At 72.6% G+C, this 17,578-nt stretch carries 14 protein-coding genes; 3 read left to right on the top strand and 11 right to left on the bottom strand.

The genetic code is table 11. The features are described 5' to 3' along the window. Window positions 1-24: 24 nt before the first annotated feature. Complete coding sequence (gene smc / locus Actob_RS37955) at window positions 25-3,630, bottom strand: chromosome segregation protein SMC (protein WP_284916801.1); 3,606 nt, start codon at window positions 3,628-3,630, stop codon at window positions 25-27. A 461-nt stretch (window positions 3,631-4,091) separates the two neighbouring features. Continuing rightward, window positions 4,092-4,286 carry a hypothetical protein gene (locus Actob_RS37960; protein WP_284916802.1) on the bottom strand — a complete coding sequence of 65 codons (195 nt, stop codon included), beginning with the start codon at window positions 4,284-4,286 and terminating at the stop codon, window positions 4,092-4,094. Between the two features lie 667 nt (window positions 4,287-4,953). Between Actob_RS37960 and Actob_RS37965 the strand changes: the two genes are divergently transcribed. From Actob_RS37965 to Actob_RS37975, 3 genes are read left to right on the top strand one after another with little or no spacing between them, the layout of a single operon-like run. Continuing rightward, complete coding sequence (locus Actob_RS37965; RefSeq protein ID WP_284916803.1) at window positions 4,954-6,462, top strand: DUF3492 domain-containing protein; 1,509 nt, start codon at window positions 4,954-4,956, stop codon at window positions 6,460-6,462. 1 nt (window position 6,463) lies between these two features. Next, window positions 6,464-9,424 (top strand): hypothetical protein, encoded by a 2,961-nt coding sequence (locus Actob_RS37970; protein WP_284916804.1) that lies wholly within the window; start codon window positions 6,464-6,466, stop codon window positions 9,422-9,424. After that, the gene (locus tag Actob_RS37975) at window positions 9,421-9,990 is read left to right on the top strand and encodes a spherulation-specific family 4 protein (protein ID WP_284916805.1); all 570 of its coding nucleotides are present in this window, start codon (window positions 9,421-9,423) and stop codon (window positions 9,988-9,990) included. The genes Actob_RS37970 and Actob_RS37975 overlap by 4 nt, the downstream gene beginning before the upstream one ends. A gap of 1,183 nt (window positions 9,991-11,173) precedes the next feature. Here the strand turns inward: Actob_RS37975 and mutM are convergent. The 9 genes from mutM to rsmD form a co-directional block, all read right to left on the bottom strand. Further along, complete coding sequence (mutM, locus tag Actob_RS37980) at window positions 11,174-12,016, bottom strand: bifunctional DNA-formamidopyrimidine glycosylase/DNA-(apurinic or apyrimidinic site) lyase (RefSeq protein WP_284916806.1); 843 nt, start codon at window positions 12,014-12,016, stop codon at window positions 11,174-11,176. A 9-nt stretch (window positions 12,017-12,025) separates the two neighbouring features. Then, window positions 12,026-13,219 (bottom strand): mannosyltransferase family protein, encoded by a 1,194-nt coding sequence (locus Actob_RS37985; protein WP_284916807.1) that lies wholly within the window; start codon window positions 13,217-13,219, stop codon window positions 12,026-12,028. Continuing rightward, a complete protein-coding gene (gene rnc, locus Actob_RS37990; RefSeq protein WP_284916808.1) occupies window positions 13,197-13,934 on the bottom strand; it encodes a ribonuclease III in 738 nt (245 codons plus the stop codon). Before rnc ends, Actob_RS37985 begins: the two co-directional genes overlap by 23 nt. Next, window positions 13,931-14,830: a phosphate acyltransferase PlsX gene (locus Actob_RS37995; protein ID WP_284922473.1), complete on the bottom strand. Its 900-nt coding sequence runs from the start codon at window positions 14,828-14,830 to the stop codon at window positions 13,931-13,933. Before Actob_RS37995 ends, rnc begins: the two co-directional genes overlap by 4 nt. Window positions 14,831-14,854: 24 nt before the next feature. Then, a complete protein-coding gene (gene rpmF, locus Actob_RS38000; protein WP_067685631.1) occupies window positions 14,855-15,028 on the bottom strand; it encodes a 50S ribosomal protein L32 in 174 nt (57 codons plus the stop codon). A 5-nt stretch (window positions 15,029-15,033) separates the two neighbouring features. After that, on the bottom strand, window positions 15,034-15,597 hold the full coding sequence (locus Actob_RS38005) for a YceD family protein (protein WP_284916809.1): 564 nt from the start codon (window positions 15,595-15,597) through the stop codon (window positions 15,034-15,036). A gap of 71 nt (window positions 15,598-15,668) precedes the next feature. Next, a complete protein-coding gene (locus Actob_RS38010) occupies window positions 15,669-16,166 on the bottom strand; it encodes an SPFH domain-containing protein (protein WP_284916810.1) in 498 nt (165 codons plus the stop codon). A 92-nt stretch (window positions 16,167-16,258) separates the two neighbouring features. Continuing rightward, the gene (coaD, locus tag Actob_RS38015; protein ID WP_284916811.1) at window positions 16,259-16,738 is read right to left on the bottom strand and encodes a pantetheine-phosphate adenylyltransferase; all 480 of its coding nucleotides are present in this window, start codon (window positions 16,736-16,738) and stop codon (window positions 16,259-16,261) included. Beyond that, complete coding sequence (gene rsmD, locus Actob_RS38020; protein WP_284916812.1) at window positions 16,735-17,298, bottom strand: 16S rRNA (guanine(966)-N(2))-methyltransferase RsmD; 564 nt, start codon at window positions 17,296-17,298, stop codon at window positions 16,735-16,737. The genes coaD and rsmD overlap by 4 nt, the downstream gene beginning before the upstream one ends. Between the last annotated feature and the right edge of the window lie 280 nt (window positions 17,299-17,578).

Raw genomic sequence — 17,578 nt, forward strand, 5'->3', positions numbered from 1 at the left:
CCTAGTCCTCCGCTTCAGGTGCCTTCAGTCCGCCTCAGGGGTGGCGGGTGGGGCAGTCGGCTCGGTGTTGAGCCGCTGGCTGATCACCTGCGTGACGCCGGCTCGCATAGTGACGCCGTACAGGGCGTCGGCGACCTCCATCGTCCGCTTCTGGTGCGTGATGATGAGCAGCTGGCTCTTCTCCCGAAGTTGCTGGAAGAGCGTAATCAACCGGCCCAGGTTCACGTCGTCGAGGGCCGCCTCGACCTCGTCCATGATGTAGAAGGGCGAGGGGCGGGCCCGGAAGATGGCGCACAGCATCGCCACCGCGGTGAGCGAGCGCTCACCGCCGGAGAGCAGCGACAGCCGCTTGATCTTCTTGCCCGGCGGGCGGGCCTCCACCTCGACACCGGTGGTCAGCATGTCCTCCGGGTCGGTCAGCACCAGCCGGCCCTCGCCACCCGGGAAGAGCACCTGGAAGACGGTCTGGAACTCGCGGGCGGTGTCCTCGAACGCCGAGGTGAACACCTCGAGGATCCGGTCGTCCACGTCCTTGACCACGGTGAGCAGGTCCTTGCGGGTGGCCTTGAGGTCCTCGAGCTGGTCGGAGAGGAACTTGTAGCGCTCCTCCAGCGCGGCGAACTCCTCCAGCGCCAGCGGGTTGACCTTGCCGAGCATGGTCAGGTCGCGTTCCGCCTTGTTCGCCCGCTTCTCCTGGGTGGCCCGGTGGAACGGGACCGGCTCCGGGACCGGTTTGCCGTCCTTCTCGGCCGCCGCCACCTCCGCCTGGGTGGGTGGTACCGGCTGCTCCGGGCCGTACTCGCTGATCAGGGTCTCGACGTCGAGCGAGAAGTCCTCGGCGGCCTTGGCCTCCAGCTGCTCGATGCGCATCCGCTGCTCGGCCCGGGCCATCTCGTCCCGGTGCACCTCGCTGGTGAGCCGCTCCAGCTCGGTGACCAGGCGTTTCGCCGTCGCCCGGACCTCCTGGAGCTCGGCCTCCCGGCTGGTCCGCTCCTGCGCGATCCGGTCCCGTTCCTCGGCCGCGGCGGCCACCGAGACCCGCACCCGGGCGAGCGCGGTGCTCGCGCCGGCCGCCACCGCGCGGGCGATCTCGGCGCCCCGGGCCCGGGCGGCCCGGCGGGCGGCGGCCCGCTCCCGGGCCTGCCGCTCCTGATTGGCCTGGCGCATCAGCGAGTCGGCGCGCCCGGCAATGGAGGAGACCCGCTCCTCCGCGGTACGCACCGCCAGCCGCACCTCCATCTCGTTCTGCCGGGCCTGCGGGACCAGCGCGGCCAGCCGGTCGCGTTCCTCGGTCGACGGCTCCTCGTCGATCGGGGTGTCCTCGGCCAGCCGCAGCCGCTCCTCCAGCTCGGCCACCCGGATCAGGTCGGCCTCGCGGGCCGCCTCGGCCTTCTGCCGGGAGGCGCCGAGCCGTTCGCTCTCCGCCTTCGCCGAGCGGGCCGCGGCGCCCAGCTCGGCCAGCCGGCGGGCGGCCGCGTTGCGTTCGCCCTCGGCGGCCCGCTTGGCCGCGGCCGCGACCTGCACCGCCTGCTTGAGCTCGGCGACCTGGGCACGTACCTCGGCGAGACGCTCCTTGAGCTCGGCGATCCGCTCCTCGGCGGCGGCGCGTCCGGCCTTCGCCTCGTCGACCGCCGCCTGCACCTCGATGTAGCTGGTCGCCTTCGCCGAACCACCGGCCGCCGCGTACGTCCCGAGGACGTCGCCGTCCGGCGTCACCGCCCGCAGCTCGGCGTTCTCGGCGACCAGGGCGACGGCCGCGGCCAGGTCGGCGACCAGCACCACGTCACGCAGCGCGCGGTTGAGCGCCGGCCGGATCTGCTCCGGGCAGTCGATCACGTCGGGCGCCCAGACGGCGCCCTCCGGCAGGGCCGGCCGCAACGCGTCCAGCGACCCCCGCAGGCCCGGCCCGGCCGGGGCCGCGATCACCAGCGAGGCCCGGCCCGCGTCGGCGATCTTGAGGGTACGGACGGCCTCCACCGCCTCGTCCAGACTGGCCAGGGCGACCGAGTCGGCGAGCGAGCCCAGGGCCGCCGAGAGCGCCGTCTCGTGGCCGGGCCGGACGGTCAGCATCGACGCCAGGCTGCCCAGCAGACCGGGCACCTGGCCGGTCCTCGCCAGCAGCGCGCCCGCGCCGTCCTTGCGCCGCAGGCCGAGGGCGAGCGCCTCCTCCCGCGCCTTGAGGCTGGCCGCGTCCTTCTCGGCGGCGCGTTCCGCGTCGGAGAGCTCCCGGACCACGGCGGCGGCCTTGTCGTGCGCGGCGACCGCCTCGTCGTGCCGCGCGTCCAGGTCGGCGTTGTCCCGGTCGGCGTCCGACGACTCGGCGGAGACCACGTCCACCTCGGCCTGCGCCGCCTCGGCCCGCATCAGCGCGTCCTCGTGCGCGGCCGCCAGGCGCTCGATCTCCTCGGCGGCACTGCTGGTCCGGGCCCGCGCCGCGTTCACGTTGCCGACCAGCTTGGCCAGGCCCTCACGGCGGTCGGCGATCGCCTTCGCGGCCGCGCGCAGCTCGCCCTCCGCGGCGGCCAGCTGACGTTCCAGGTCCTGGCGGTGCTCGACCGCCTCGGCCAGCCGCATCTGGTCCTCGGTGAGCGCCTCGCGCAGCTCCTCCTCCTGCTCGCGGACCCGCTCGGCCTCGGCCTCCAGCATCTCCGGGTCGCGGCCCGGGCGCTCGTCGTCCGGGGTGGCGGCCAGGTGCCGCAGCCGCTCGGTGGCCAGCTGCTCGGTGGAACGGAACCGTTCCTGCAGGGCGGAGAGCTTGTACCAGGTGTCCTGGGCGGCCTGCAGCAGCGGCGCGTCCTCGGCGTGCGCGAACTCCAGGTCGGCGAGCATCCGCTGGACCTCGCGGTTCTCCTCCTCCACCTCGCCCCGCCGCTGCCGCATCGCGGACTCGTCGGCGATCTCCTTGTCCAGCGTCGTCCGCAGCGTGAACAGGTCGTCGGCGAGCAGCCGGAGCCGGGCGTCGCGCAGGTCGGCCTGGATGCCGGCGGCCCGCCGGGCCACCTCGGCCTGCCGGCCCAGCGGCTTGAGCTGGCGCCGCAGCTCCGCGGTCAGGTCGTTCAACCGGTTCAGGTTGACCTGCATCGCGTCGAGCTTGCGGATCGCCTTCTCTTTGCGCTTGCGGTGCTTCAGGACACCGGCCGCCTCCTCGATGAACGAGCGGCGGTCCTCCGGCTTGGCGTGCAGCATCGCGTCCAGCCGGCCCTGGCCGACGATGATGTGCATCTCGCGGCCGATGCCGGAGTCGCTGAGCAGCTCCTGGATGTCGAGCAGCCGGCAGGAGTTGCCGTTGATCTCGTACTCGCTGGCGCCGTCCCGGAACATCCGCCGGGTGATCGAGACCTCGGTGTAGTCGATCGGCAGGGCGCCGTCGTTGTTGTCGATGGTGAGCGTGACCTCGGCCCGGCCCAGCGGCGCCCGCCCCGCCGTACCGGCGAAGATGACGTCCTCCATCTTGCCGCCGCGCAGTGCCTTCGCGCCCTGCTCGCCGAGCACCCAGGCGATGGCGTCGACGACGTTCGACTTGCCGGACCCGTTCGGCCCCACCACACAGGTGATGCCCGGTTCCAGCCGCAACGTGGTGGCGGAGGCGAAGGACTTGAAGCCCTTGACCGTCAGGCTCTTGAGGTGCACGGATCTCCGGTAGGTCGGGTCGGCGGTGGTCTGCTGGGTGGCAGGCTACCCGCAAGGGTCAGGTGGGACGGCGTTACGCCGCGCCCGCGCCATCCCCGCGTCCGGAATATCCGCCTCGGCACGCCTCGCTGGGTCGCCCAGCCGTTTCGCTGGTCACCCGGCCCGCTACCGGCTCGCTTCGCCGGTCGCCCGGCCCGCTACCGGCTCGTTTCGCCGGTCACCCGGCTCGCCACCCGCCCCGTTTCGCCGGTCACCCGGCCCGCCGCCCGGCCGGTTTCGCCGGTCGCCGCCCTGTTTCCCGGGGCGGCCGGGACCGGCATGCTCGCGAGGCCGGCGGTGGCGGACAAAAAACTGCGCGCCGCCACGGATGTGGAGGCGCGCTTTTCTTTGGTGCGTTGTGGTGCGAGGGGGGATGAACGCCGGTCAGCCACCCCGCAGCGACGTCCCGGCGGTCGTGGAGCTCAGGTCAGAGCAGGCTCGCTCAGCCGCAGGAGGTCGTCCGCCTCGGCAGCCGCCGCCGCCAGGCGATCATTCTCCGCCCGGAGGCGGGTGACCTCGAACTCCAAGCTCTGCACCCGGGAACGCAGTCGGGTGACCTCGTCGAGCAGGCGCCGGTCGGGCGCCGCACCTACGTGGCCGTAGAGGGCCTTCGCCATCTTGACTCCTTGTGACGCGGTGCGTCTCGTATGTGTTTGCTTCGCCGGAACGGCCGGCCAACGTGCACCCAGCGCGCGAAGTGATCGCACCAAGAAGCTCACGGGCACGCGTGAGCACAGAATTCCCCCACTGAAGCGGTGGAACTCTCTTGGGTGCGGATGCTCAAGCCACGAAGGGAGCCGGGGCGTGAGTGGGCGCGACTGGCGACATCTCCATAGTCCGCCGATACCCATGCTCCGTCAAGCCGAGCGCACGCAGCGGCACGGCCGACGTCAGTGAATCACGCCACCAGGTGGTCTTGAACTGCGATTATGCACGTTCCCAGCGGCTTGTCGATCTCGGCGGAGATCGGGCGATCAATTCACTCGACGAAGTTCGATCAACACCCTACGCACGGACACCACCCGAAGGCCACTGATTTGATCAACAAGATCGGCTTATGTGATCAACAGGATCGGCGGCCCGCGTGGCTCAAGGACAGCATGCAATGCCCGCCGCGGGCTGCCCGGCAAACCACGGGGCGGGCCGCGAGTGCCTTTCGAACACCGTGGCCTTTCGGGCAAATTCGGGCAAACGTGGGCGACAAATTAGGGCAAAGGGGGCGTATTTCTGTCGCCTAGCTGACATGCCTCGCTAGGCCGGGGTCCCTCTGTCGTTGCCTCCAGCGTGAATCCGACCCCGTCCCGCGAGCGCATCTGTCTGCTCACCGGCGGCGGATACCCGTACCGCCGGGACGCCCTCGGAGGTTGGTGCCGGTCGCTCGTCGAGAACTTGCACCGGTTCCGCTTCGAGCTGCTCACCGTCACGGACCGGGAACTGCCGTCCGCGCCCGCGTACCCACTTCCGTTCAATGTCGGCTCGGCGCGCGCCGTCGCGCTGGGCCGCGAACCGGCCCGCTCCGAGCGGCGCCGCGCCCAGCTCCCGGAGGGTGCCGCCGACGCCGTCGCCCGGTTCTGCCGGGGGATGCTCGACGAGACCGCCACCGAGGAGTTCGCCGACGGGCTGCGGTGGATCGCCGAACTGGCCGGGAACCGGCCCAGCCCGCTGACCCGGCTGCCACTGGCCGAGAAACTGCTCGACGCGTGGCGGGGGCGGGCGGACGGCGTACCGGAAGCGCCGCCTCCGCCGAAGCTCAGCGTGCGCGACGCGCGGACCGCTGCCACCCTGCTGCGGCACGCCATGCGGGCCCTCGCCGTGCCGGTCCCGGAAGCGGACCTGGTGCACTGCGTGGGCGGCACGACACCGCTGCTGGCCGCGCTCGCCGGGCGGTGGCGCAGCGGCACACCGCTGCTGCTCACCGAGGCGCGCACGCCGGTCACCCGGCAGCGGCCGGCCGAGGAACGGCTGTCACCGGCGGTCCGGCTGATCCTGCGGCGGTTCCGGAGCGCGGTGGCCCGGACCGGGTACGCCGAGGCGGAGCTGATCGCGCCGTTGAGCGCCTACCACCACGGCTGGGCGCTCGACCACGGAGCGGAGCCGACCCGCCTGGTCCAGGTGCCGGCCGGGGTGGATCCGAAGGAGTACCCGGGCGCCGCCGAGCTGGACGCGCCACCGACGGTGGTGTGGGCCGGCAGCGGTGGACCGGACAGCGGGCTGACCCTGGTGCTGGACGCGTTCACCGAGGTCGCGGCGGCCCTGCCGGGTGCCGTGCTGCACCTGGTCGGTGTCACCGCGACGCACGAGGAGCACTGCGCCGACCAGATCGAGCGGACCGGGCTGGGACGTGCGGTACGGCTGCACCCGCTGCCCGCCGACCCGCGCGAGCGATTCACCGTCGGGCAGGTGGTGGCGCACGTGCCGGGACCGTCCGATCCGCCGTACCGGCTGGTCGAGGCGATGATGTCGGGCCGCCCGGTGGTCGCCGTGGACATCGGGCCGGCCGGCGAGACGCTCGGCGAGACCGGGGTGGTGGTCCCCGCCGACGACCCGTCCGAGCTGGCCATCGCGATCGTCGACCTGCTCCGGGCCACCCAGCGCCGGCGCACGCTGGGCGACGCGGCCCGGCAGCGCGCGCTCAGCCACTTCACCGTCGACCGGGTGGTGCGGGTGTACGGCGCCCTCTACACCGATCTGGCCGCGCCACCGCCGGCGCCGGCCTTCGAACTCGCGCTCGCCGTGCCGGCGCCGCGGACTCCGATGCCGGCCACACTGCGCTGGCTGACCAGGGAGGACTGAAATGACGATCACTCCCCCGCGCGGGAACTCCGGGACCTCCCGGACGGCGTCCCGCAACCGGCGCCGCCGGCCGCAGGTGCCCGGCGAACCGCGGCACGCGGCGAACGGCGGGCCCGGGTTCGACGAGGCGCCGCGACGGCGGCCGTCCCCGGTGTCCGCCGTGCCGATGGACGCGGAAGGGCTGGGTGCGCGGCTCTACGAGGTCATGTCGGAGTCCGAGCGGGAGACGGCGGTCGCCGAGACCCTGCTCTTCGTGAAGCCGGACTTCGACGCCGGGCCGCCGGCTGAGCCGGTGGCCGGGGCGGCCGAGCCGGGTGAGACGCAGGTCTTCTCCCGGATCCCGCTCGCCGAGACGGAACTGGACGGGGCGGACCTGCCCGGCACGACGCCGCTGGTCTCCCTCGCCGAGGCGGAGCGGGCCGGCGCGGACCTGCCCGGCACGACGGCGACAACCGCCCCGGGCGGCGCCGAGCCGCCGCCGGCCGCCGAGACGATTCTCTTCACCCGGCCCCCGGACTGGGAGACGGCGGCGGAGCGGTACCTCGCGGGGCGGCGGGCCGGGCCCGCGCCGGAACCGCCGGCGCCGGTCCTGCGGGAAGTCAGTCCGCTGACCGAGACCTTCCTGTTCGGGCCGCCGGGCAGGCATGCGCAGGAACCGCGCTCGCCGATCGACGGGGCGGCGGAGACGCTGCTGTTCGCGGGGCTGGCCCGGACGCTGGCGACCGGGCTCGACGAGACCGGGAGCGAACCGGAGCGGGACACACCGGCCCCGGGCGGCCTCTGGACGGATGCCGCGGCGCAGGTGGCACCGGCCCACGACGCTGACTGGGCGGACGGTCCGGCGCCGGGCACACCGGCCGAGGCGGCTGACTGGGCGGACGTCCCGCAAGCCACACCAGGTCTGGACACTGACTGGGCGGACACTCCGGCGCAGGCCACACCAGGTCTGGACGCTGACTGGGCGGACGTTCCTTCTGGCACACCGGCTGTGGACGACGGCTGGGCGGGTGCTCCGGCGTACGGGAAAATCGCGGACCGGGGGCAGCGCGGACCGGGACGCCGGCGGCGGGCCTGGGCGGACCTCGATCGCGATGACCCGCAGCCGTGGCCGGACCGCGCGAACAGCGAATCCGCTCGGGCGTTTTCTGCCGGTTCGGCGGACTTTGAGCGTTCCGGGCGGGTGGTCAACCGCAGGCGGTCCCGGACCGCCGACGCCGATCCGCAGCGCGGCGGAGAGGACGTGCGTGACCTGGGCCGCGAATGGCTCGCGGCGGACCTGGCGGCCCGGCCACATCCCGCCGAGCCGGACGTGGACGGCCCGGAACCGGAGTGGGCCGCGGACGGCCACGAGTGGATCACGGACGATCCGCAGGGTCCGAGCAGCGGCTGGGGTGCGGACTGGGAAACCGACTGGGCCACGGCCGCCGCGCCGGGGTGGGAGACCGACCCGGAGGCCGATCCGGATGCGTACCTGGAGGCGGACTCCGCGACCGGACCGGACGCCGACCCGGCGGCGGACCTGGAAGCGGACTTCCAGACGGACTTCCAAGCGGACTTTCAAGCGGACCTCGAAGCGGATTTCGAGGCTGACTTCGATACGGACCTCGAAGCGGGATTCGGGGTCGGGACGTCGCTGGAGCTGAGCCCGGAACGCCGCGCCAAGGCCGCCGCCGCCGAGGCCGCCTGGCGAGCCTTCGCCGAAGGCGACCGGGAGACCGAGATCCGCACCGGCCGGCGAGCCAAGAGCCGCTGGCTGAGCACTCTCACCGGCAGCCGGAGCACCGGCGACGAGCAGGACCCGCCGAAGCGGCCGTTCTTCCTGTGGCCCGTCCTGCTGCGCTGCCTGCTCTACCTCGGGCCGCTCAGCGTGGCCGTCGCCGGGGTCGGCGCGCTGGGCCGGGTCGCCTGGCCGGTGCCGGCCGTCACGCTGCTGCTCGGCTGGGCCGCGGCGCAGGCACTGACCAGCGTCGGCGTCACGGTGTCCCGGCGGGCCGGGGCGGAGGCAGCGGTCCGGCTGGTCGGCGCCGGGTTCCTGACGGTGACCGGGGTGTGGTGCGCGCTCGTCTGGATCGCGCCGGACGCGCTGCTCGGACCGGACCGGCTGCTGGCCGCCTCGGTCGGGGCGGGCGGGCTGGCCACCCTGGCCACCGTCACCGCGGCGCTGGTGACCCGGTCGGAGACCGCGCTGATCCGCTGGTACCTGCCCTGCTGGCTGCTCGCCGGCCTGGCGCTGGCAGCCGCGGGCGGGGTCGGCTGGGCCGGATACGTCCCGGTGGAGACGCTGCTGCCGGCCGCGATCGTGGCGGCGCTGGTCCGGGCGTTCCGGCCGGCGGTGCTGCTCGGACGGGAGTGCCGGATCCCCCGGCTCACCGCGGTGGAGCGCCGCCGCGGCCTGGCCTACCTGGTCGTCGGGGCCTCCCAGGCGATCTGCGTGGCGCTGCTCTGGCAGGCCGGGCCCGCCGTGACCCCGGCACCGGCCGCGCTGCCGCTGCTGCTCGCGGTGCCGATGCTGGAGGCGCTGATCGGCTGGCACACCGATCGGATCGACGCCGGGCTGGACTCCGCGGAGAGCGCCGCCGAGCTGGACCGGCACGTCCGCAACGTCACGGTGATCACGCTGGCCGGGCTGATGCCGCCGCTGGCCGCCGGCGGGGCGCTGGCGCTGGCCGCGTACCGGCTGCCCGGTGGCCTGTCCAGCCCGCACGGCGCGGTTCTCGCGCTCGCCGCCGGGACCCTGCTCGGCGGGGTCTTCGCGGTCACCTTCCTGCTGGCCGCGCGGGCCCGTACCGGGTTCGCCGCCGCCCTGGCCGCCGCGCCGCCGCTGGCCACGCTGGCCCTGCCGCTGCTGCCCCAGTCCACGGGCGGGCCGTTGCCGGTCGCCGTCGCCGTACTCGCCGCGACGCACGTGGCCGGCCTGCTCATCGTCGCCCTGACCGCCGCCGATCTTCGGAGGACCTCGTGAAGACCCTGTTTCCCGCGTACGCCCATCCCGGCCCCGAGCTGGAACTGGACGCCGACACCTGGATCGTCCGCGAGCATCCCGGCGACCGGCGCACCCTGCACCAGTCGCTCGGCCGGATCGACCTGGACTGGGGCAGCCGCTCGCTCGCCGACGTACTCTCCGACGTGGACGCCTGGCGGGCCGACGGCGTGGAGGGCCTGTTCCTGGACCGGGCGCCGGCCGGGTCCGGGGGTGTCGGCCCGGTCGCGCTGACGGTCCGGCTCGCCGCCCGCCGCGGCCTGCACCGGGTGGTGCTGAACCCGGGCGTGCCGACCCATCCGCTGTACCGGGATCTCGGGGTGCGGATCTGCACGTTCGAGGGGCCCTGGTCGGCCTATCAGAGCTGGGACGGCGACGGCACCCGGCCGGGGGACGGGCACATCGTGCACGGGGTGCCGGCGGCGCTGCTCACGGCCGCGCGGCGGCTGATGGGGCGGCGCGGGGCCGGTTTCGGCCTGGCCACCGATACGAGTCCGGATCTGGCTCCGGCTGGGGCTCCGGGGGGTGGCGCTCACAGCGCCGATTGAGACCGGTTCGGGGTAGGGCGGGTGATGCGGCTCTGACCGGGTTGGGCGCTGCGGGTCTCCCGGTGGGGTGCGGCGGCATCGGCAACCTCTCGTTGCGGAACGTACGTCTTGCCGCTGCCTGGGCCGCTGGGTCACCGGGGGCAGGTGGTCATGGTCTGGGCGCCAGGCGACGGGGGCTCGTCTCGGCCGCCGCCTGCGGGCCGCTCTTGGTCGCGGTCCGGCCGCCGCCCCACGGGCCGCTATTGGTCACGGTCCGGCCGCCGCCCCACGGGCCGCTATTGGTCACGGGTTTGGACGCCAGGCCACGTAAGCTGCCCGTCACCGTCCCGGCCGCCGCCCACGGGACGCGGCCGGTCACGGTCTGGACGCCAGGCCACGGAAGCTGCCGGTCACCGTCCCGGCCGCCGGTCACGGTCCGTCGACGACCTGGTCAGATCCAGCGCGCAACGGGTTCCGGTCCGCCGCCCGCTCTCCGGCCGCAGTCCGACATTCCCGGTACGCCCCGGGCCCGGGCAACGCCGTCTGCCCGCCCGGCTGGTCGTGATGGTCCTGTCCAGGACCGGGACACCACCGTGACCACCAGCCCACGACACTCGGCTGGTCACCAGGACCCTCTCGGCGCCCGGGACACCACCCTGACCACCAGCCCACCACACTCGGCTGGTCACCAGGACCCTCTCCGCGCCCGGCACACCACCGTCACCACCAGCCCACGACACTCGGCTGGCCACCACGACCCACTCCGCGCCCGGCACACCACCGTCACCACCAGCCCAGCACACCCGGCTGGTCACCACGACCCACTCCACGCCCGGGACACCACCGTGACCACCAGCCCGGCTCTTGGCTTGCGCGATGGCTCCCGGCCGAGACAACGCCCCACGAGGGCCTGGGGCTGCGAGCGCCCGGGATGTATCGGAAAAGTCGGACTGCGTCCGAGGCGAGCTTCGGCCCGCGCCGCCGGCAGCCGCGGACCGAGGGCGGCCGCGACAACGACCCCAATCCCGAACAGGCCGTGACCGGCAGCAGGCCGCGACAACGACCCCAACCCCGAACAGGCCGTTACCGGCAGCGGGCCGGGACAACAGCCCCAACCCCGAACAGGCCGTTACCGGCAGCGGGCCGGGGCCCGGACAACGACCGGCAACCCGTCACTTCGGAAGGGACGGCAGGGCGGGCCGGCTCAGCGGGGCCGGGGTTGGCAGCGGGGGCAGCTGAACGACGACCGGTTCATGAAGCTCTCGCGGCGGATCGGGGCGCCGCAGCGGTGGCACGGCTCCCCTTCGCGGCCGTAGGCGTTCAGTGAGCGGTCGAAGTAGCCGCTCTCCCCGTTCACGTTGACGTAGAGCTCGTCGAAGCTGGTCCCGCCCGCGCGGATCGCCTCGGCGAGCACGTCGCGTACGTGTCCGAGAACCCGGCCCACGGCGGGCCGGGTCAGTTTGTCGGTCGGGCGGGTGCCGTGCAGCTTGGCCCGCCACAGTGCCTCGTCGGCGTAGATGTTGCCCACCCCGGAGATCAGGCTCTGGTCGAGCAGGGCCCGTTTGATCTCGGTGTGCCGGCCCCGCAGCCGGGCCGAGAACGCGTCGTCGTCGAAGAGCGGGTCCATCGGGTCGCGGGCGATGTGCGAGATCTCACCGGGCAGCTCGGCGCCGCCCTCGGAGACCGACAGCCCGCCGAAGGTCCGCTGGTCGACGAAGCGCAGCTGCGGGCCGCCGTCGGTGAAGGTGAACCGGACCCGCAGGTGTTTCTCGTCCTCGGCGGTGGCCGGCTGCATCAGCAGCTGGCCGCTCATCCCGAGGTGGGCGATGATCGCGTCCCCGGAGTCGAGCGGCAGCCACAGGTATTTGCCGCGGCGGGACACGTCGAGGATGGTGCGGCCGGTGAGCACGGCGTTGAAGTGGACGTCACCGGGCAGGTGCCGGCGGATCGCCCGCGGGTGGTGCACCTCGGCGGTGGCGATGGTGCGGCCGGTCACCCACTTGGCCAGTCCGATCCGGACGGTCTCGACCTCGGGCAGCTCAGGCAAGGGGGGTCCTCACATCGTGTAGGGCCAGACGGTGATCAGGTAGGCGCCGTACCAGAGACCGAAGAGCGCCCAGGCGCCGATCGCCAGGATCGCCACCCGGGGGCGGGCGCGGGCCGCGGCGACGACACCGGGCAGGAGCGTCAACAGTACGGGCAGCAGCAGCCGTGGCTTGGAATGGTAGAAGCCGGCCTGCCCGTAGACCAGGATCATCGCGATCACCCCGTAGACGGCGAGCGGCAGCCACGGTTTGCCGGCCAGCGCCACGCCGGCGGCGGCGAGCGCGGCCAGCAGGATCAGCGCCACGCTGATCTGCACCCAGCCGTCGCCGGAGGTGAACGCGTCGTCGAGGAACTTCAGCGTGCTGCTGCCGTAGTCGAACGAGGTGCCCCAGCCAGCCGTCTGGATCTTGAACCAGGCCGGCCAGTCGCCGACCCGCCAGCCGACCCAGCCGAGGAAGAGCGGGACGCCGGCGAGCGCGGTGGCCGCCGCGGCCAGCGGTTTGATCTTGTTGCCGGGCTCGCGGAGCGCCATCAGCGCGGCGACCGCCAGGGCGATGGCGGCGGCCGCTCCGGTCGGGCGGGTCAGCGCCGCGCCGAGACCGAGCAGACCGGCCGGCAGCCACGCCTTGCGGTGCGCCGCGGCCAGCATGCCCGCGACCATGGCGAGGAAAAGGCTTTCCGAGTACGCCATGGAGAGCACCACGGAGACCGGCGCCGAGCAGCAGATCGCCACCAGCGCCCAGCCGGCCCGCTTGCCGTAAAGGCTGGTCCCGAGCAGGTGCAGGGCGACCGCCGCGCCGATCGAGGCGATCCAGGCCACCCCGATCGCGGCGTTGCCGGGGGTCGCGCCGAGCAGCGTGACACCGCGGATCAGCATCGGGTAGAGCGGGAAGAAGGCCAGTTCGTTGGCCTGCAGGACGTGGTTGGCGTCGTACGTGTAGCCGTGCGGGTACCCGTCCATCGCGACCCGCAGGAACCAGCCGCCGTCCCAGACCAGCAGTCGCTGGAAGACGCCGTTGTCCGACGCCGAGGCGCCGCCCAGCCACCAGATCATCAGCAGCTGGGCGACCCGGGTCAGGGCGAGCAGGCCGACCGCGACGGCGATCCCGCGACCACCGCCGGCCTTCTCCCAGAGGGACTCCCCGGGCTCGCTCTCCCGGTCCGCGGCCACCGGCGCGGCCTCACTCGGGCTTGTCGTCGCCATCGGCCTCGGTCCGCTCGCTGAGGGTCCGCCAGGCAGCCGCGGCGGCACGCTGTTCGGCTTGCTTCTTGCTGCGTCCTTCGGAGCCGCCGTACCGGACGCCGGCCACCACCACCCAGGCGGTGAACGTCTTGGCGTGGTCCGGGCCGGAGTCCTCGATCACGTAGTCCGGCACACCCAGCCCGAGCGCCGCGGTCAGCTCCTGCAGGCTGGTCTTCCAGTCCAGCGCCGCGCCCCGGCCGGCCGACTCGGCCATCAGCGGGTCGAACAGCCGGTGGATCACCTCGCCGGCCGTCTCCAGGCCGTGCTCCAGGTAGATCGCGCCGAGCAGCGCCTCCAGGGTGTCGGCCAGGATGCTGGCCTTGTCCCGGCCGCCGGTGGTCTCCTCGCCCTTGCCGAGCAGCAGGTGCGGGCCCAGCCCCTCGTCGCCCAGGCCGCGGGCCACGTCGGCGAGCGCGTGCATGTTGACCACGCTGGCCCGCAGCTTGGCGAGCTGCCCCTCGGGCAGGTCGGGGTGGTTGTGGAACAGCGCGGAGGTGATCACCACGCCGAGGACCGAGTCGCCGAGGAACTCCAGGCGCTCGTTGGTGGGCAGGCCGCCGTTCTCGTACGCGTACGAGCGGTGGGTCAGCGCACGTTCCAGCAGGTCTGCCTCGAACGGGACACCAAAGGCCTCTTCCAGGGGGAGGGTGGGGGGACGGCGGCGCTTGTCATTCATGCGATACCTCGTTGTACGACATCAATCCGGCGATGGCGGTGCAGGTCGGCGGCGAAGGCGATGCCCCTGGCGAGGTCGGGGCCGGTGGCGGCGCCGTGGCAGACCACCACGATGCCGCCGACGCCGAGCAGGACGGCCGCGCGAGTTTCGTCAGTGTTCTTGGCCACGTGGGCCGCTTCCAGGGCCTTCAGAAGGACATTTCCGGTGAAACCGTCGGTGACCACGACGTCGGCGGCCGCACCCAGCACCACGTCGCTGCCCTCGACCAGGCCGACGTAGCGAAGGGGCAGGTCCTCCAGGAGCCGCGCGGCGGCACGGCGCAGCTGGTCGCCCTTGCCACGCTCGGTGCCGATGGTGAGCAGGCCGACCCGGGGCTCGGGGAGATCGTGGATCGCGGCGGCGTAGGCGGCGCCCAGCCGGGCGTGCGTGGCGAGCGTCTGCTCGTCCGGGTCGACCGTCGAACCCACGTCGAGCAGGACGAGGCGGCCGGCGGCGGTGGGCAGCACGGCGGCGAGCGGCGGGCGGCGGACGCCGGGCCAGCGGCCCAGGGCACGTGCGGCGGAGAGCACCGTCACGGCGGTGTCGCCGGCGGAGACCAGGGCGTCGGCCCGGCCGGCGGCGACGGCTTCGGCGGCGGTGCCGCCGAGCACTGTGGTGAGGCGATGGCGCTGCGCCGGATGAACGGCAGCGAGCACCGCGTCGGCGGCTTCGGCCGGGCCGACGAGAGTCAGGTGCAGGGACGGGTCGTCGTCGACGGCACGCAGAGCGCCGTCAACCACGACGGCGGGAGCATGGTCCCCGCCGAGGAGGTCGACGGCGATCCGCGCGGTGCCCGGCTCCCTGTGGGGAGCCGGGACACCGGTGGGACGCCACTGCTCGGGAACGACCCGCCCGATGATCGGGCGCGTCACTCGGCGACGTCAGACCTCGAGGACCTGACGGCCGTTGTAGGTGCCGCAGACCGAGCAGGCGGCGTGCGGCAGCTTCGGCGACTTGCACTGGGGGCAGGCCACGGTCGAGACCGCGGTCGCCTTCCAGTTCGCCCGGCGCGAGCGGGTGTTGCTGCGCGACATCTTGCGCTTGGGGACGGCCACGGTTCCTACTCCTCGTTTTTCGGTAGATTGCGCAAAGCGGCCCAGCGGGGGTCGACTTCCTCGTGGCTGTGCTCAGCCGGAAGATCGTCGAAGTGCACCCCGCAGTCGGGGCACAGCCCTGGGCAGTCCGGCCGGCAGAGCGGGTTGGTCGGCAGGGTCAGCACCACCGCGTCCCGCACCACCGGCTCCAGGTCGATCAGGTCGCCCTGCATCCGGCCCACCTCGTCCTCGTCGGTGGTCTCCTCCGTGGTGCTGTCCTCGTAGGCGAACATCTCCCCGAGGGACACCTCGAACGACTCGTCGATCTCGTTGAGGCACCGGCCGCACTCGCCCTTGAGCGAACCACGCACGGTGCCGCTGACATAGACCCCCTCGGAGACCGACGTCAGGCTCAGATCGAGCTCGAGGTCGGAACCCTCAGGGACCGAGATCAACTCCAGGCCGAGGTCCGCCGGCGCCGGGGCCACCCGTTTCAGGGCACGCGTCGCACCGGGCTGCCGGGGTAGTTTCGTCGTGTCGACGACCAGCGGCTGCCTGGGGTCCAGGTGACTCTGCGGTGACTTGGGCATCATGATCCTCAGCCATGGGTAGGCCGACCGAAAACATTACCTGAGCTTGCGGGACGTCGTCGAATCGGGCTCTAGAACGGGAGGGGCCTCTCGGCGTCCTCACCCTGGAAGGTGCCGATCTCCCGGAGCGCGTGCATCTTGTCACGGCCACGTTCGATCGACGCCAGCGCCCGGGTCAGGAACTGCTCGAAGTTGGCCAGGGCGGTGTCGACGTAGTCGTCGACCTCCTCGCGCAGCCGCTGCGCCTCGGTCCGCGCCTCGGCGATGATCCGGGCACCCTCGTGCTCGGACGAGACGGTGATCTCGTTCACCGAGACCAGGCGGGCGTGCTCGGCCTCACCCTCGCTGACGATCCGGTCGGCCTCGCGGCGGCCGGCCTCGACGATCCGGTCCCGCTCGTCCAGGACCGCTGCCGCCTTGCGCAACTCGGAGGGGAGCTCGGCACGGAGTTCCTCGAGTCGCTCGATCATCTCGCCGCGGTCGAACATGAAGTTCGTCCGCGACATCGGCACGGAGCGCGCGTCCTGGACGAGCTCGATGAGCTCGTCGATACGGTCGAGCGGATCCACCGGTGTCACTCCCGTCGTCGAACCGCCACCCAGCGTGGTGCGATCACGTTACTGTGCCGCCGCCCGGCCGGATCCCGGCGCGCCGGTGGCTCCTAATTCTGCTTCAACCGGCTCACCAGCCGGGCCAGCACCGGGTCCGGGAGGTACGCCGAGGCGTCGCCACCCCACTTGACCACGTCTTTGACCAGGCTGGAGGAGAGGAACGAATAGAGCGGGTTGGTCGGCATGAACAACGTCTCCACAGCGGAGAGCCCGATGTTCATCTGCGCCATCTGCAACTCGTAGTCGAAGTCGCTCACCGCGCGGATGCCCTTGACCACGACCTCGGCGCCCTGATCCCGGCAGAAGTCGACCAGCAGCCCGTGGAAGGCCATCACGCGCACGTTCCGGTACGGGGCCGTCACCTCACTGAGCATCTCGAGGCGCTCGTCGATGGTGAACAGCCCGGACTTCGACTGGTTGATCAGGACTCCGACGATCACCTCGTCGAACAATCGGCTGGCCCGCCCGACGATGTCGAGGTGACCGTTGGTGACCGGGTCGAAGGAGCCGGGACACACCGCTCGTCTCATGATCGGCGACCGTACCAAAGTGTGGTCTCGCCATACCGCCGGGTGCGGTCCTCGGCGAGCCCATCCACCCAGCTCAGGCGTCCTGTCCGGGTGGATCGCTCGAACACCACCACGGCGTCCGGGGACAGCCAGCCGTTGGCCAGCAGTTCCTGTTGCACAGTGTCGACCTCCTCACTACCCAGCGCGTACGGCGGATCGGCGAAGACCACGTCGTACGGTCCACCGTCCGGGGGATCGGCGAGCACCTGCAGCACCTTCGCGGTCACCAGGCGTGCCGATGTGCCTACTTTGAGCATCGCGATGTTGTCGCGCACGACGCGGCTCGCCCGGGCGTCCGATTCGACCAGGAGCGCGTGCTCCGCCCCGCGGGACAGGGCCTCCAGGCCGATCGCCCCGGACCCGGCGTACAGGTCGGCGAACCTGGCGCCGGCCAGCTCGGTCATCGAATCCAGCGCACTGAAGAACGCCTCACGCACCCGGTCCGATGTGGGCCTGGTCTGCGCGCCGGACGGAGCGGACAGGCGCCGCCCGCCGTGCACTCCGGCGATAATCCTGGTCATCACCCCTGACGCTACTTGACTCCACCTGATCGACTACGAGCGCGTGAACAATTCCCTCGTCACGGGCACTACGCGCGACGGGACCGTTTCGTTGCGGTAATGGAAGATCACAGATTGATATCAACAGGCTTAGGTCTCGCTGAGACGTTTCTTTGCCGAGTCGGAATGGCTAGTGTCGGGCGGCGTTGCGGGTGTCCCAGTGGGACGGTCCGCAGACGACGTGGGGAGGCGTCGTCGCAGCTCTCGCTTGTTTCCCGGCGAAAGCCGCGTGGCTTCCTCG

Origin of the sequence: Actinoplanes oblitus, assembly GCF_030252345.1 — a bacterium.
GTDB lineage: Bacteria > Actinomycetota > Actinomycetes > Mycobacteriales > Micromonosporaceae > Actinoplanes > Actinoplanes oblitus.